The sequence below is a fragment of the Clostridium sp. CM028 genome (assembly GCF_030585565.1).
GTDB lineage: Bacteria > Bacillota > Clostridia > Clostridiales > Clostridiaceae > Clostridium_AD > Clostridium_AD estertheticum_B.
Map to the genome: position 1 here is coordinate 2364144 of NZ_CP077766.1, position 17157 is coordinate 2381300.

A 17157-nucleotide genomic window follows, 5' to 3' on the forward strand; every position below is an offset into this window, starting at 1 on the left:
GACTATGAATAAAAATATCCTTCAAAAACAAAAACGAAACCCTTTGGCTTCGCTTTCATTATATCGAGCTATATAGTTTTTCGCCTATTATGCGTTATTTTGTTCTTTCTCTAATTCTTGTTTTAGTATCTCCTCAATTTTAGGAGTACATCTATGCCCATTGCATCCGCCTGTTCCCGCCCCTGTAGCTTTTTGAACTTCCTCTACAGTTCTTGCACCATTTTGTATAGCTTTTTTTATTGTAGACCTCGGTATTGCCTTACATAAACATGTTTTTGTAATTTTATCCATTATTTCATTGTTTATATTCTGTTCCATGATGTTTTCCTCCTTTTCCACTATCTTTTATCTTTAAAAAAATCAGTCAATAAATTACCACATTCCTCGGTGTATAACCAATTTATTTCTGTCCAGTGATTTAAATCATCATTTTGAAGAACATTTATAACTGACCCACAAGCCCCTACGCTAGGATCAAAGATGCCTATATATAATTTGCTTATCCTAGACTGTAATATAGCACCTGCACACATAGGGCATGGTTCTAACGTTACATACATATCACATCCAGTTAATCTCCAACTTCCTATTACTTCACAGGCTTTTTTTATAGCTAAAACTTCTGCATGGGCCGTAGCATCTTGAAGCGTTTCTCTGAGGTTGTGCGCCCTAGCAATTATTACATTGTCTTTAACTATAACTGCACCTACAGGTACTTCCCCTAATAATAATGATCTTTTGGCTTCTTTTAATGATTCATTAATAAAATGTTTTTTCATTTAAACCCCTTTGTTATATAAATAATTATTTTTAATAATTTTTATTTCCCGGTAAATAAAAAAACTAGCAAAGTATTACTTTACTAGTTTTTGGTGCACACGAGAGGAGTCGAACCTCCGACCTTCCCCTTAGGAGGGGGACGCTCTATCCAGCTGAGCTACGGGTGCATATTTTATTTCTACCTAACCATAATATTACACTTTTATAAGTATGTCAACCTATAGATAAATTAAAACACAAATTTTATATTAATTATTAAAAATCTTATAGTGTTTATTTATTATTAGAATTTTAATACAGTTAATAGTATATACTGTATACTATATACTATTAACTGGAGGTGTTCTAATTGAATAATGATATAAAAAATTTTTTCCTCGCTGGACTAGGATCTGCAGCATATACTTATGAAAAAGCTACAAATCTAATAGATGATTTTGTACAAAAGGGTAAATTAACCTTAGAAGAGGGTAAGAATTTATCTGAAGAACTAAAAAGAACCGTAAAAGGAAAAAAAGAAGAATCTAAAGTTTTTACAGAAGAAGAAAAGCCTTTGACAAAAGAAGATATGTTATTACTCCTTTCAGAAATGAGCTTTGCAACTAAAGAAGATATTGAAACTTTGAATAAAAGATTATCAAATTTAGAAACCCTTCAGCCATAAATTCACAAATGAAAGTCAAATGAAAGTCCTGCTATTCTTTCAGGTCTTTTATTTTTAAGTGAGGTATAAAATGCGACGTAATTCTGTTAATCGATTTAGAACAATTATTAAAGTTCTTGGCTCTTATGGCTTTGGATATATTATAGACTCTAAATTTAACAAACAAAATAAACTCCCTGAAAATTTAAGGAAAGCCTTTGAAGAGCTTGGCCCTACTTTTATAAAGATTGGCCAAATATTGAGTACTAGACCAGATTTATTACCCTCAGCTTATATAGTAGAACTGTCAAAGCTCCAAGATAGCGTACTTCCAGAAAACATTGAAACCATAAAAAAAGTATTCTTTGATCAATTTGGAAAATCAACAACTGAGTGTTTTCAAAAGTTTTACGAAGAACCTTTAGCCTCTGCATCTATTTCTCAAGTGCATAAGGCTACCTTAAAGGATGGTAGGGATGTAGTAGTTAAAATACAAAGACCAGATATTGCAAAAAAGATGAAATTAGATATTTCTATACTCGTTCGTATAATAAAATTCACAAAAACAAAATTCTCTGATTCACCAATCGACCCTGAAGAAGCCTTACATGAAATACTTTTAGCAACTGAACTTGAGCTTGATTTTAACAATGAAGTTAAAAATATAAATAACTTTAAAAATCTCAACAAAGATGTTGCATTTTTATATGTACCTTACGTGGTTCAAGATTTATCTAGTACTAGGGTTTTAACTATGGAAAGAATTTATGGCTTTAAAGTAGATGATATGAAAAAGCTCCTAACTTTTCATTATGATCTTGATGATTTAGGTAAGAAATTAGCTTTATCTTACTTAAAACAAGTTCTACAAGATGGCTTTTTTCACGGAGATCCACACCCCGGAAATATATTTATATGCGAAGGTAAAATTTGTTTTATTGACTTTGGAATTATGGGGAGTCTCTCGAATTCATTGAAATCAACACTAAATGATATGATATCAGCTGTTGTTCTTAATGACATAAATAAAATGATTTCATCTCTTTTATCTATAGGAATAAAAAAGGGCTATGTAGATAGAAATAAACTATATGAAGACTTAGATTATCTAATTGTAAATTATCTTTCAGTTTCTTTAAACAACATTCAGATTTCCGTTATGCTCTCTGAAATCTTTAATATAGCTAAACAAAACAATATTCGTCTACCTCGTGATTTTACACTTCTAATAAGAGCTCTTGTAATTTTAGAAGGTGTAATAGCAAGTATCGCTCCTGATATAAAAATAATAGATATAGCTATCCCTTATGTAAAGGATAATAATAAATTTTCTTTATTAAAAAATCTAGATTCTAATACTTTACTTATTTATACATATTCATTTATAAAAGATTCATTTAAACTTCCATCAAAAATTATAGAATTATCTGAAAGTCTAATAACGGGAAGAGCTAAACTTCAATTAGAACATAAAAATTTAAACGCTCCTATAAATGAATTAAATAAAGGTATAAACCGATTAGTTTTTGGCCTTATTATTTCTTCAATGATTATAGGATCTTGTACAATTTTAAATTCTAATATAGGGCCTAAAATATATAACATATCACTTATTGGTATAACTGGTTTTTTGACTGCGGCATTTATGGGCTTTTGGTTATTAATCTCTATAATAAAATCCGGCAAATTATAACATAAACTATAAAAACGAGGTATTTTTATGATTAAGTATTACAATAGAAAACAAAATAAATATGAAATTGAAAAGGTCGCTGGTGAAAAGTATTTAAATTGGTCTTATTCCTCTCCTTCTGGAAAAGGACTAGTTGAGTTATTACTTAAGAAAAAGCTATTTTCAAAATTATATGGTTATTACTGCGACACAAAAATAAGTTCTAGAAAAATCAAAGATTTTATTAAAGATTTTGATATTGATATGTCTTTATACACTAAGACTTATAATGAGTATTCGTCTTTTAATGATTTTTTTATAAGACCTTTAAATACAAGTGCCCGAATAATTGATAAAAATAATAATGCTTTAATCTCGCCTTGTGACGGCAAAATTTTGGCTTACGATAATATTAACTTGAATGATTTAGTCCAAGTAAAAGGCTTTACTTATTCGCTTAAAGAACTACTCCAAGATAATGAAGTATACAATTTGTACGATGGAGGTACCTGCTTAATCTTTAGATTATGCCCAACTGATTATCATCGCTTTCATTTTATTGATGATGGTGTCTGTAGCGATACAACTAGAATCAAAGGTCATTATTATTCTGTAAACCCTATAGCATTAAAAAATATAAAAAAATTATTTTGTCAAAATAAAAGAGAATGGAGCATTTTTCACTCAGATAACTTTGGTGATGTTATTTGCATGGAGGTTGGTGCTACTTGCGTAGGTTCAATTCTTCAAAGTTATAGTACAGATGCCAAAATTACAAAAGGAGAGGAAAAAGGGTACTTCAAATTCGGTGGTTCCACTGTAATCCTGTTTTTTAAAAAAGATGTCGTAAAAATTCATGAGGATTTACTAAACCAAACACAATTAGGTTTTGAAACTTCTGTATTAATGGGAGAAGAAATAGGACTGAAATAACTTTTCAGTCCTATTTTTTTATGCATAATTAGTTCTTAACTTTAAATTTAGATTTTTCACATTTAGATCCTTAGTCATTGGAACTGGTGCAGTTTTTTCTTTGGTGCCATATAGCCATTAACAAATGGTGTACGGTACACCATTTGCAGCATCTCTGTTCACATATGGAATTATTCTTCATTTTTATATTTTATACAACCTTCAAAAAAAACGACAGAACCCAGTAACTATTACAGTTACTGGGTTCTTATGGTGCGTCGGACAGGAGTCGAACCTGCGACCAACTGGTTCGTAGCCAGCTACTCTATCCAACTGAGCTACCAACGCATATATATCATTACTATATTACCATATTATATGCTAAGAGTAAAGATTTATTTACAAACTTTTATTTACAAAATCTTCTCTAAGAATTCCCATAATAATTACATCCCTATAATTCCCATAGGAAAAGCAAGTCTTTCTCTTCTTTCCTTCTTCTATAAACCCACATTTTTTATAACATTGAATTGCTCTTAAATTAAAATCTAGTACTTCGAGCTCTACTCTATGCGCAGCAATATCCATGAATAAATATTTTAACAAAACCTTTACAGAATCTTGCCCATATCCTCTATTCCAAAAGTTTTGACCTACAGTTATACCTAATACATATACATTTTTACTTTCACTAATTTCTCTAAACGTTATATATCCTACAACTACGCCTTTTCCATTTATAATGCTAAGATATTTCTTATCAAGATTAATAAACTTATTAAAATTATTTAATATATCCTCTTTAGATGGAGGCAATCTAAAATTACCATCAAGTCTCCTAACCTCTTCATCAGCCCAAATATCATAAAATATATTCAAATCTCGTCTCTCTACACATCTCAATAATATTTTATTACCTTTTAACATATTTTAGCCTTCTTTATTATTTTAATACTATAATTATACCTTTTATTTACTTTTAATTCAATAATCAAATTACTTATTTTGTAATATAACGATTTTTTAGTGGGCGTATAATTCACCTTGTAGTTATTCAATAAAGTAAAAAAAGTATCTAACAATTGTTAGATACTTTTGGTGGAGAAAGAGGGATTTGAACCCTCGCACCAGTTTCCCAGTCTATACCCTTAGCAGGGGCACCTCTTTAGCCACTTGAGTATTTCTCCATGGCTTAATTTTATGTCGTTAAAAAATGGTGGAGGAAGTGGGATTCGAACCCACGGTACGCTTTCACGTACGTCGGTTTTCAAGACCGGTGCCTTAAACCAACTCGACCATCCCTCCATATCTTAACGACAAGGTTAATTATATCAGCATGTTGATATCCTGTCAATATTTTTTTGAAAACATTTACCAACATAATATATTATGTGAAAATAAAAAACATCTAACAAACGTTAGATGTTGCTGGTGGAGAAAGAGGGATTTGAACCCTCGCACCAGTTTCCCAGTCTATACCCTTAGCAGGGGCACCTCTTTAGCCACTTGAGTATTTCTCCATAGCTTAATTTTATGTCGTTAAAAAATGGTGGAGGAAGTGGGATTCGAACCCACGGTACGCTTTCACGTACGTCGGTTTTCAAGACCGGTGCCTTAAACCAACTCGACCATCCCTCCATATCTTAACGACAAGATTTATTATATCAGCATAAACATCACCTGTCAACACATTTATATTTCATGCCATAAACTTCAATTTCATATACTATAATAAATAAACAACTTAATATTAAATACTTAAGTTGCTCATTTATTATTATGATATAAATTAATAATTTAAATACTTATTTTGAAATTAATGTTTTTTGTCCCATATACTTCACTAAAACATTTGGAATAGTTACTGATCCATCTTCATTCTGGTAGTTTTCAAGTACTGCAGCTAATGCTCTTCCAATAGCTACCCCTGATCCATTTAGTGTATGAATATAATTAGCTTTATCCTTTTTATCATCTTTATACTTAATGTTGGCACGCCTTGCTTGGAAATCCTCGAAATTACTACAGCTTGATATTTCAACATACTTGTTGTAGCTTGGCATCCAAACCTCGATATCATATTTAAATGATGCTGTAAATCCTAAATCGCCTTTACATATCTTAACTATTCTATAAGGTAATTCAAGTCCTTGTAATACTGACTCTGCATCCATAAGTAACTTTTCAAGCTCTGCATATGAATCCTCAGGCTTTGTGAATTTAAGAAGTTCTACTTTATTAAATTGATGTTGCCTTATAAGTCCTCTACTATCCCTTCCTGCTGAACCTGCTTCTTGTCTAAAACAAGCACTATACGCAACATGCTTTATAGGAAGATCTTGACCACTTAATATCTCATCTCTATAAATATTTGTAACAGGTACCTCTGCTGTCGGTATTAAGAAATAGTCTGTATTAGCCACTTTAAAAGCATCTTCTTCAAACTTAGGTAATTGACCCGTACCGATCATACTTTGTCTATTAACCATATATGGAGGCAGTATTTCTGTATACCCATTGTTATCCACATGAAGATCTAAAAAATAACTTATTAGTGCTCTTTCAAGCCTTGCTCCGAGGCCTTTATATACTGTAAATCTTGAACCCGTAATCTTTGCGCCTCTTTCAAAATCTAAAATATCATTGTCTGTTCCCAAATCCCAATGCGCTTTAGCTGCATAGCTGAAATGTTTAGGCTCTCCCCATTTTTTCACTTCAACATTATCTTCCTCGGTATCCCCTTCTGGCACATTTACACTCGGTATGTTTGGGATACTTAACATAATATTTTTAATTTTTTCATTTACTTCATATAGCTCAATATCAAAATTTTTAATTTCATCTGAAAGTTTTTTCATTTGGGACATAATTTCTTCTACATTTTCTCCACTTTTCTTAAGCTTTGGTATAAGCGCAGATTGAGTGTTCCTATTATTTTTTAATTCTTCAACCTCAACTAATATATCCCTTCTTGCTTTATCAAGAGATACCACTTCATCAATTACTGATAAATCAAAATTTTCCCCTCTATTTTTCATTAATTTTTTTATTTCTTCTGGATTATTTCTTATTCTTTTCAAATCTAACATGACTATTCCTCCTTAAATATTATTAATTATTTATTCTTGTAAAATTTTAATTAAGTATTTCTTTCAATATTTTTTGTGCAAATAATATCAACTCCAGTATTAAGTACGTTTTTACATACTATATCCCCTATTTTTATAGGAGGACCTACATGTATCCTGCTTAATGCTTTTGAGCATTCGATCCATAACTTCTTACTAATAGGTTTACTACTTTTTACTGGAACTACATTTCGTAATTTAGATCCTTTTATTCTAACTAAAGTTGTTAATATTGCTTTAGTTTCATTAAATTTGCAATCAGTTTTTTCGCTCAAATAAAATCATCTCCTACATACTATCAAATTCTTTTATTCTATATAACACAATATTAGAATTTTTTGAGTCCTTAACTATCTCTGTCATTTTCTTATTGGTTTCTCTTGCTAAAATAGAAACAATCTTGTTTAAACAATGTGATCCTTGACAATTTCCAAATGCAGCACCGGTTCTTCTTTTAACTCCTTCTACCGTCCGTGCACCTAAAGGTCTCCTTATAGCATCCACTATTTCACCTTCAGTTACTTTTTCACATCCGCATATTATATTACCATATTTTTTATCTATCTTAATAATACTTTTTCTTTCCTCGTCACACAATTCTCTAAACTTATAGTACTCACGCCTTTTATCATTGAAATCTTTTTTGAGCTTGCATTCCATCTTGCTCACTACACTCTCACATACAATGCTTGCTATAGCAGGTGTCATAGTAACTTGACCGTAGTGCTTTCCTTTAATCTGAATAAGTCCATCATCTATACCGCTATCATCAATTATCATAGGCTCTTCGAAAAAGGGCCATTCTAAAAACATTTTAACATCCATATCGTCTAGACCATTTGTTATCTTGGATACCCTATTTACTATTTCATCATAACTGACATTCTTTTTTGTATCAAAAGCAGCTACAGTATCGCCCTCCATAGTTGGAATTGTATACATACTTTCCCCTTTAACATTAATCATAAATAATGCATGCGAAAATCTTGCTTTTTTATCATTGTCTAAAAGTATATACTTTGATATTCCTTCATTATTATTTACATGAAGTTTTTTTTCATTTACTATACTGTAATTTTCTGAAGGTGTTGTATTTATTACCATTTTGCAAGTGAATTTATTTTTATTAGTAACAACTCTAAATCCTTTTGATATTTCTTGAATATCTATTACTTCTTCTTCTAATTTAAATTTTACACCATTATCAAATGCCACTTCGCCATAAGATAATGCTAAATCAAATGGACAAATTACCCCCGTATTTTTAGAATATAACGCTTTTTTAACATCTATATTTAAGTTTTGTTCCATTTCATATATGTATTCTGGGTCTAAAATAAATACGTCCTTCGTGCCTCGCTCTATTGCTCTATTATATATTTTTTTGATTATTTCAACCTCTTCATCAGTTTGAGCAATTATTAAGGAACCGCACCTTTTAAAGGGAACATTAAATTTAGCACTTATAGTATCCATCATTTTATTACCCATACGTTCAAGCTTTGCAGTTAAAACATCTTCACTTTCAATACCATTATATATCATAGCAGTGTTTATTAATGCTACATCATCCGCTATATCATAGTCTTTTTCAATAACAGCTATATTAAGATTATATTTTGAGATCTCATAAGCAACTGCACATCCAATTATTCCTCCGCCCAAAATAAGTACATCATAGTCCATCGTAACCCTCCAGCATAAAACAAAACTGTTTTAATTTACATTATTATTATATCCTTTTTTAAACATGTGACTCAATATGTTAAATTTTTTCCTAATTTCACTAAAAAAGAAGAACAGTCATCCATTCTTCTTTTCGCCCGTATTTTAGACGTAATTGTCATTTGATGGATATTCAATCTCTTATACTATAACAAGAAAGCATTTTTTTTAAACTTTCTTTATTTATAGGTTTATTTAAAATGAAATCAACATTATTCATATCTTGACCTTCAAAAGATCCCACCCAACCTGTCATTAAGCAAAAATATGTCTGATTGTTTATTTTTTTAACTTTTTCAGCAACTTGAAACCCATTAATACTCGGCATGGTAAAATCACATACAATTATATCATATTTTCTCCTTTGTAACTCTGAGTCTAAATTTTCACATCCACAAGCCTTTGTTTTACATTTAACAATTGATTTTATCATACTAGCAACAACATTTCTTATTTGCTCCTGATCATCGATAACAAGAATGTTGCCTTCAAAATCAATTACATCCCTTAATCCTACGTCATCACTTTTAGTTATTTTTTCACATAGGGGTAATTTAATAATAAAAGAAGTTCCTACATTTTGTTTGCTTTCAATTTCCATGCTCCCTTTATGTGAAAGTATTATATTATAAGAGATACTTAATCCAAGCCCTGAGCCATCATTACCTTTTGTTGTAAAAAACGGTTCAAATATTCTTTTTTGAATCTCTTTTTTCATTCCCATTCCACTATCTCTTATTTCTATAATAGCCATATTAGCTTTATTTTTAGTAATGAATTCTATTTTACCACCTTTTGGCATAGCATCTATAGCATTTACTATTATATTTATAAATACCTCTCTTATTTCTGTTATATTTCCTTGCATCTCCTCATTAGATTTTAATGATTTAATTATGCTTATTTTTATTCCTTTAAAACTACTTCCTGTTAGCCATTTACTTTTAGTTAAATCTATTGCATCTGAAATTACATTATCTACACTAAAAATTTCAAAATCATTATCTTTTCCATTACATTTTTGGGTTAATTTTTTAACCTTATTAGTAATATTGATTCCATCATACGCACATATTTCTATAATGCTAATCAACTTCAAATTTTCTTTTTCCTTAGTTTTATCCTTTAAAAGTTGAACAGAGCCTACAATTGGTGTAAGTATATTATTTATATCATGAGTTATTCCCGCAGCCATTTCTCCCATAGCTCTCAGTTTTTCGTTTTGTATTAGTCTATTTCGCATATCAGAAAATCTTTTTTGATCCTGTATTAAATAAAATGCAGTTTTACATATTGATTTTAAATGTTCTATGTTATTTTTAGATAGCTCTCTATTATTTTTATATCTTCCTATACATATTACACCCTTAGAACTATCATAATATTCTACATTAATAGCCATATAGCTTACTATGCCTAATAACTTGAATTTTTCTACTAATTCTGAGTCCTCTATTTCACTTAAATTTAATAATGAATCTCCATTACTATTTAATACCATTTCATTGAAGCTATTAATATAATGGATCGTTTTTATATCCTTAATCAAATAGTATTTATGTTTTTTAGTGATCCCATAATAATTACCCAATTCTATCGCATTTTTTTGCTCTTTAACTGAACTATGTAAAATACAAAAATCTACATCACATACAGCCTTAATTTTATTCATTACGATTTCTCTGAATTTATTTTCATCTGTATTTTGGGGTATATCTGAAAAAATATCATTAAATAAAACTAAATTTTTATTCTGATATTTTAGTTGTGAATTAGACTGAAGCATCCAAATTGCTTTTTCTATTTCACCCTTATTTTTAAATTCCATTTCTTTATTTCTATCTATAATAATTAATGTTTGAAATAAATTGCTAAATCTATGCAATTCATTGAAGTTATATACATTATTGTTAATGTATATCATATTAGAAATATTATCTTTTGAACACTCTATTATTTTTTGAACACATTTAATTAAAACATCTACTTTTCCAACTCTTCTAATTACATTTTTAAAATCCCATACTATTCTCAATTTTTGTCTAACAACAAAAATAATATCTAAAAACTCTCTATAGTCATAATCAAAAGTATCAATATTATACGTTTTTATTTTAAAGATACCTTCATTTATATTATGCCTTATGAAGTCTTCATCACCATCAAAGTTTTTTTCAATATTTTTATAGAATATATCATCTGTAAAAAATATTATTTTTTCTCCGTTTATAAGAGCATCTGAAATATTTTTTATTATTACTTTAGGTAAATTATTAATATTTAAAGAATCTGTACCTATACACAATGAATTTTTACCAGCCTTATACAAATTATTATTTGTATATTTCATAACATAACCCCCATACCCCTTACACTCTTATATATATAAACTTATTCGACATTTTATTTCAAATTCCTTTGTTTTATACAATATTTATCTCACTCTATATATTTTTACATAACGCAAAACAAATTATACTATAAAAGTAAGGACATACAACAATATATGTCCTAAGATAACATTCCATGATAATACAATGTAACATAATCCTATTTAAAACTGAGGAGGTTTTAATATGATTGATTATGTTAACTATATTTAAATATATTTTACTCACTTATTTTATTTAATGTATCACCTAATTGTTTTATAAATATCCCATATTCAGCCCACTTACCATTTTTTTGAGCTTCCAACGCCTTGTTATAAATTTCTTTAGCAATTTTTATATTTTCCAATGATTTTTCATCTAAATTTGATTTTTCTTTAGTTTGGGATATATTATTTTTGTCTGTATAATCAAATATTTGTTCAAGCGCTAACTCTATATTATCAGCTAAAACTATTTTATCACCATAAGACACTATAACCTTTTTCATCTCTGGTATGCTTTTCTCGCCTTTAGCTCTCAAATACATAGGCTCTACATAAATCAAAGAATTTTTAATTGGTATAATTAATGTTTCTCCAAATTGGACTTGTGAACCTTGTGTATTCCAAAGTGATAATTCTTTTGATATTATAGTGTCCTGATTCATCTTTTGTTTAAATAGTACAGGGCTATATACTGTTTGCTTCGGTGGGAATTTATATAAAACCATTTTCCCATAATTGTCCCCATCCATCCTTGCTGCCAATAACGATACCATGTTATCTCGCCCTTTAGTGTTGAAGTATTCAAGTAAGATCATTTCTTCTGTGCTTTCATTCGGTAGTTTCATTATTACATAAGAAGCTTTGTTTTTTTCATTTTTACCCTCAACCTTCTCTTTGTTAGTTGCTATAGACCACACATCATCTCCGTTATAAAATACTCCAGGATCAGTTATGTGGTATTTACCAAGTACATTACATTGTAAATTAAATAAGACTTCTGGATATCTAAGATGTTCTTTTATACCACTAGGAACTGTCTCTGAATCCTTAAATAGTTTTGTAAATATCTTTGAATAATTATTTGCTATAGGATCCTTTTTATCAACTATATAAAATTCAGGTATTCCATCTACTGCGTCAATGACAACTTTAATTGAATTCCTCATATAATTCACACCATTTTGTGGCTGTGAAAACGGATATCTATCGGAGGTTGTATATGCATCTATAATCCAGTATAATCTTCCTTCGTTAATTACAATGTATGGATCACTATCATATGTTAAAAATGGAGCAATTTTTTTTACTCTTTGAACTATATTTCTATCAATTAATATTTTACTATTAGAAGTTATATCGTTGGATAATAAAAACTGAGTACTTTTTTTATTTATTGCAAATAAAATTCTATTTGCGACGCTCATCTTTATTCCAGCCTTTCCATCATAGTTATTAATTTGGTTTTCTCCACCCTTAGGATAATCTAACTCTCCAATTTTTGTATTGACTATACTATAATCATTGGTACTTTCACCAAAATATATTCTAGGATTATCTGTTTTTATACTTGTTTTATTTTCTAAAGGTATATTATTAATCACAAAATCCGGCTGACCTTCACTTGTTACAGCGTTTACCTTACTCATAGCCACACCGTATCCATGAGTATAAACTAGATGTCTATTTTGCCAAGTATTTGAATTGTCTTTTAATGACTCTAACTCAATTTCTCTTGGTGCAATAAATACTTGATTGTATTTCCCATTTATATTATATCTATCAATATCTAAATCATTAAATCCATAATAAAACCTCATATATTGAAATTGATTATAAAATTCTAATGCTGGTTTAAAAGAGTTTATTTTTATATTATCAATAGTATCTTTATTAAAATTAATATCCTCTTTCGTTAAATCATTTTTTATTTCAAATGGAACTTCTCCTATGGTGGCTAAATTAAAAGCTTTTCTCGTATTGTCTATATTATATTGAATATATGGTTTTTCTAAAGTTTTTTCATTCGATTGAACTTGAAACTTTTGAACTAGATTTGCTGTTATATGTTCCCCAAAAATTAATGCAACAACCACAATAACAGATATAATCACAGGCTTTGTTTTATATTTTAGTATACTTATAAATGTAATTATGGCTGCAATTAAAGATACCACCGCTATTGTTTGGTAAAACCTTAAGGTTACATGTATATCTGTATATCCTGCTCCAAATACTATTCCTCTTGGCGAGTATACTAGATTCCAAGCTTTTACTAAGTATCCAAGAGCTACCAGCATAAATATTAGTGAAGACACTATGGAAAGCTGCCTTCCTGCAAATTTAGTTATTCCACTCTTAAAGTTTTTAAGTTTAGAAAATATATTTTCTTTATTGGAATGTAATATATGATCCTTAGCAGTTAATGTAATGTATATTACTATAGTAATAATTACTAATACTACTAGCAAAGTTATGAACATTCGATATAGTGATTCAATTAATGGAAGTTTGAATATAAAAAATGAAATATCTTTTTTAAATAATGGGTCTACAGTATTAAAACTTGTAGCATTCGCGAACTGCAGTATTGTATACCAATAGTTAGAAGCAAAGGTAATCGAAACTATAAAAGAGATTATAACATTTATAAATATAATAATTTTGCGTTTTAATCTTTCTTTATTTTTATTCACTTCAACAACCTTTTTCCATCTTAAAATACTACTTTTAAATGTTTTATAATACATCCATATTGCAATATAACTCACCATAAACACTGGTATCATTAACTTTAAAATTGATGTTAATTTAGTAAAATATACTGATAAATATCCTACTTCCTTAAACCACTGTATGTTTATAGCAAAATTAATTATGTTACCTAAGAAAGCTAAAAGTATTACTATTATTGCTATAATGATAGCTACGGTCTTTTTTCTTTTCGTAAAAAATCACCTCTTATCTAATTTTAGTAATTTAGCTAACTTTGAATATTTTGTTTCAATTGCACCAACTGGGCATAATTCCTGACAACAAAAACATCTAATACATTCATGCATATTCCATTTAGGATTTAATATGTCTCCTTTTAGTACCATCTCAATCGCCGCAGGCTTCTCTGGACATACCTCAGCACACCTTCCACACCCTATGCATTTTTCTTTAATTAGGGTTGGGTTTGGTGCTATCATTTCTCTTAGAAAATTAGTTACCCCTGGGTTTATAAAATAAAAGTTACCTCCCTTCCTACATAGTTTAAAATCTTTTGCTTTCATAGATTCTAAGTCTTCACCAAGTATGTTTATATCCTTTGAAAGTACTACTCCCCATTTGCTATCATATGCTTCTTTTAAAACAGGTGTATCCAAAGGATCATCGTAACCTATAAGTCTAACGGCAGTGGAATCCACAGCTGTTAAGCTCTGTCCCATAATTAAAGTATTCATTTTATATGGCTGTCCACTTTTAGGTCCATTACCTTCCATAGCAATTATACCGTCTAAAATAGCAAAATTAGTCCCAACGGCCGTATTCAAATCCAAAAGCATCTTGCAAAAATTATTTGCATCAGGCATTCTTGTATGCCAAGTTGCTTTTTGCGTTCCTGGTATACAACCAAATTGATTTTTTACAGCTCCTGTATAATAGGCCATAGCATGTGTTTTAAGTTTTGGCAGTGATATAACAACGTCTGCCTCATAAGCAGCTTTAGAGATATTCCAAGATTTACATAAAATAGAATTATCTAATTTAATATGTACTGACTCTTTAAAATCCTCAAAAGTAACTCCGTATTTATCAGCAACCTCCATAAGACCAGATTTTTCTGCTGCTTTTCTTGAATCTCCGAAGCCAGGCGAATCACCAAAGCTAATGTAACTAGAATATTCCCTAATAACTCTAATTACTGCTTCAAAAACAGCATAATGAGTTACTACTGGCGATCCTTTACTCTCAACACTTAACATATTAGGCTTTAAAAGTACTTTACTGTTTTTTGGTATTAATTGTTTCAAAAATTGGTGTCCACCCAATAATTCAAATCCCTCTCGCAACTTTTTTTCTACTAAATCGACATCATATTCCGTACATTTTAAAAGTGCAACATTTTCCATAATACTTTCTCCTTTAATAATTAAATTACTCACAAATTAAGTAATTCTTATTTTTTAATTCTTTTATAATACACTCTATAATCTCTTCATTATCCGCTTTTATAGTATGTAAGTGTATTCCTTTAGTTAACGAGGATAATGGCTTGGCACTAAATTCTTTAAACTTTCTTGTGAATTTCTCAATATCCATAATTGTCTTTATCATGAGCATTGCTCTTATTTCACCGTATAAAGAGTGTTCTACTGTTACATCCTCTACTATACCCCCAAATTTTACAATGCATTCAAGCTCATTATATATATCGTCTCTTGTGTGTGAAACTGCAATTACCCGCCTTACATAATTACTTTCTTCTTTAGGTATTAAATAACCTTCTGAAGTCGCAATTATATTTACACCTTCTGCCCTTATAATTGCAATATCTTTTACTATAACTTGTCTTGTAACCCCTAGTTTCTCTGCTAAAAAGTTACCTTTACATGTAATATTGTCTTTAAATAATTTGTTTTTAATATATCCTCTTCTTTCCTTTGAATCCATTCTTTCCTCCCAATATTTGTATTTAATTATATTCTATCACTCTTTATGTATTATTAGAAATACTTTATAACATATAAATGATTTTAAATTAAAAGCATCCTTTTTTATAAGTATATTTATCTAATATATACTTTTACTGTGATAAATCAAAAAAAGAAACTATATATTAGTTTCTTAATTTCTATCATCACATTCTTTTAATAAATCTAATTCTATATCACCTGTTATATTATTATTATTATGATGATTTTTCACTAAAAATAAAATTCTATCGTTGTAACCATACTTCCTTAATAAACTATATCCTATATCTCCATGATTATAATAAATATTAACATTTTTATTTTTCTTATATGTTCTAATTTTTCCATTTGTCACCTTGTGAATTATAACCATTATAGCTTTATCTATTGGATTCATACTATTATATATTTTACCTATATCATGAAGCAATGCAACCTTTATCAAATCATTTGATTCTAACTTTCTTTGATTACAAGTTAATTTTACATCCCTAGCTACATTTATACAGTGTTTTTGCTCATAAGTAGGTAATTGGTTTAATAATTGTAATTCATAAGTTTCTAAATGCATTTTAAGAAACTCTAAATCTTCATCATTAATCTTCGAAACCATTGACCTGTAAAACTGCTTTACTCTATATAGTGACATCATAAAGTTCCTTTCATATTTCATATTATTGCTTTTATATTGTAATACATCTTACCTAATAAATCTATAATTAAATCATTTCCTTTTGAAATGTCGTTAAGGACTAATTTTTAACGAAATAAAAAACAGCCCATATTTGGACTGTTTTTTGGTGGAGATAAAGGGAATCGAACCCTTGACCCCCTGCGTGCAAGGCAGGTGCTCTCCCAGCTGAGCTATATCCCCACATATGGTGGACCTTCAGGGACTCGAACCCCGGACCGACCGGTTATGAGCCGGTAGCTCTAACCAGCTGAGCTAAAGATCCATGTATTGACCTGGCGACAACCTACTCTTCCACAAGGTCACCCCTGCAGTACCATCGGCGCATTGAAGCTTAACCTTCGTGTTCGGTATGGGAACGGGTGTTACCTTCATGCCATAATCACCAGATTTATAAGGCATTAACCTTACAATTAAAGTATACCAAGCTATTGTTAACTTGTCAATATACTTTATGAGATATTCTCTCAAAATTGCACAGTGAATTAATCTTCTTCCTTTGTCAGAAGCTTAGTTTCTTTCTTACGAAAGAAATAATTTCTGCGAAAGA

The 17157-nt window shown here is 29.6% G+C and carries 12 protein-coding genes, 8 tRNA genes, 1 rRNA gene and 2 pseudogenes; 3 read left to right on the forward strand and 20 right to left on the reverse strand.

The features are described from left to right. Positions 1 to 87: 87 nt before the first annotated feature. From KTC94_RS11005 to KTC94_RS11015, 3 genes are all read right to left on the reverse strand, one after another. Positions 88 to 318 (reverse strand): (2Fe-2S)-binding protein, encoded by a 231-nt coding sequence (locus KTC94_RS11005; protein WP_220287561.1) that lies wholly within the window; start codon positions 316 to 318, stop codon positions 88 to 90. A gap of 20 nt (positions 319 to 338) precedes the next feature. Further along, complete coding sequence (locus tag KTC94_RS11010; RefSeq protein WP_220287564.1) at positions 339 to 779, reverse strand: nucleoside deaminase; 441 nt, start codon at positions 777 to 779, stop codon at positions 339 to 341. A gap of 91 nt (positions 780 to 870) precedes the next feature. After that, positions 871 to 947, reverse strand: a tRNA-Arg gene (locus KTC94_RS11015). A gap of 182 nt (positions 948 to 1129) precedes the next feature. Between KTC94_RS11015 and KTC94_RS11020 the strand changes: the two genes are divergently transcribed. From KTC94_RS11020 to KTC94_RS11030, 3 genes are all read left to right on the forward strand, one after another. Beyond that, complete coding sequence (locus tag KTC94_RS11020) at positions 1130 to 1444, forward strand: phasin family protein (RefSeq protein ID WP_216304414.1); 315 nt, start codon at positions 1130 to 1132, stop codon at positions 1442 to 1444. A gap of 70 nt (positions 1445 to 1514) precedes the next feature. Further along, positions 1515 to 3116 carry an AarF/ABC1/UbiB kinase family protein gene (locus KTC94_RS11025; RefSeq protein ID WP_220320513.1) on the forward strand — a complete coding sequence of 534 codons (1602 nt, stop codon included), beginning with the start codon at positions 1515 to 1517 and terminating at the stop codon, positions 3114 to 3116. A 27-nt stretch (positions 3117 to 3143) separates the two neighbouring features. Next, positions 3144 to 4028 (forward strand): phosphatidylserine decarboxylase, encoded by an 885-nt coding sequence (locus KTC94_RS11030; RefSeq protein ID WP_216304413.1) that lies wholly within the window; start codon positions 3144 to 3146, stop codon positions 4026 to 4028. 250 nt (positions 4029 to 4278) lie between these two features. On the opposite strand, the gene KTC94_RS11035 is transcribed toward KTC94_RS11030, so the two are convergent. The 17 genes and pseudogenes from KTC94_RS11035 to rrf all read right to left on the reverse strand — a co-directional run bounded on the left by KTC94_RS11035 (position 4279) and on the right by rrf (position 16997). Continuing rightward, positions 4279 to 4355 (reverse strand) — tRNA-Arg (locus tag KTC94_RS11035). A gap of 51 nt (positions 4356 to 4406) precedes the next feature. Further along, a complete protein-coding gene (locus tag KTC94_RS11040; protein WP_216304412.1) occupies positions 4407 to 4934 on the reverse strand; it encodes a GNAT family N-acetyltransferase in 528 nt (175 codons plus the stop codon). A 169-nt stretch (positions 4935 to 5103) separates the two neighbouring features. Then, positions 5104 to 5194, reverse strand: a tRNA-Ser gene (locus KTC94_RS11045). Between the two features lie 27 nt (positions 5195 to 5221). Further along, positions 5222 to 5312 (reverse strand) — tRNA-Ser (locus KTC94_RS11050). A gap of 124 nt (positions 5313 to 5436) precedes the next feature. Continuing rightward, a tRNA-Ser gene (locus KTC94_RS11055) sits at positions 5437 to 5527 on the reverse strand. Between the two features lie 27 nt (positions 5528 to 5554). Then, positions 5555 to 5645, reverse strand: a tRNA-Ser gene (locus KTC94_RS11060). 167 nt (positions 5646 to 5812) lie between these two features. Continuing rightward, a complete protein-coding gene (gene serS, locus KTC94_RS11065) occupies positions 5813 to 7096 on the reverse strand; it encodes a serine--tRNA ligase (RefSeq protein WP_216304411.1) in 1284 nt (427 codons plus the stop codon). Between the two features lie 50 nt (positions 7097 to 7146). Next, positions 7147 to 7383: pseudogene (locus KTC94_RS11070) on the reverse strand (DUF1667 domain-containing protein); the annotation flags it as partial. 40 nt (positions 7384 to 7423) lie between these two features. After that, positions 7424 to 8821, reverse strand: a complete 1398-nt coding sequence (locus KTC94_RS11075) for an NAD(P)/FAD-dependent oxidoreductase (protein WP_216304409.1) — start codon at positions 8819 to 8821, stop codon at positions 7424 to 7426. Positions 8822 to 8993: 172 nt separating this feature from the next. After that, complete coding sequence (locus KTC94_RS11080; protein ID WP_220320514.1) at positions 8994 to 11210, reverse strand: hybrid sensor histidine kinase/response regulator; 2217 nt, start codon at positions 11208 to 11210, stop codon at positions 8994 to 8996. Between the two features lie 260 nt (positions 11211 to 11470). Then, positions 11471 to 14179: pseudogene (locus KTC94_RS11085) on the reverse strand (UPF0182 family protein); the annotation flags it as partial. Between the two features lie 9 nt (positions 14180 to 14188). After that, positions 14189 to 15352, reverse strand: a complete 1164-nt coding sequence (locus KTC94_RS11090; RefSeq protein ID WP_165414679.1) for a DUF362 domain-containing protein — start codon at positions 15350 to 15352, stop codon at positions 14189 to 14191. A gap of 25 nt (positions 15353 to 15377) precedes the next feature. Then, positions 15378 to 15893 carry a transcription repressor NadR gene (locus KTC94_RS11095; RefSeq protein ID WP_216304407.1) on the reverse strand — a complete coding sequence of 172 codons (516 nt, stop codon included), beginning with the start codon at positions 15891 to 15893 and terminating at the stop codon, positions 15378 to 15380. A gap of 174 nt (positions 15894 to 16067) precedes the next feature. Further along, positions 16068 to 16568, reverse strand: a complete 501-nt coding sequence (locus KTC94_RS11100) for an HDIG domain-containing metalloprotein (protein ID WP_258876464.1) — start codon at positions 16566 to 16568, stop codon at positions 16068 to 16070. A gap of 146 nt (positions 16569 to 16714) precedes the next feature. Next, positions 16715 to 16790 (reverse strand) — tRNA-Ala (locus KTC94_RS11105). Between the two features lie 5 nt (positions 16791 to 16795). After that, a tRNA-Ile gene (locus tag KTC94_RS11110) sits at positions 16796 to 16872 on the reverse strand. An 8-nt stretch (positions 16873 to 16880) separates the two neighbouring features. Continuing rightward, positions 16881 to 16997: ribosomal RNA gene (rrf, locus tag KTC94_RS11115) — 5S ribosomal RNA — on the reverse strand. Positions 16998 to 17157: the final 160 nt, after the last annotated feature.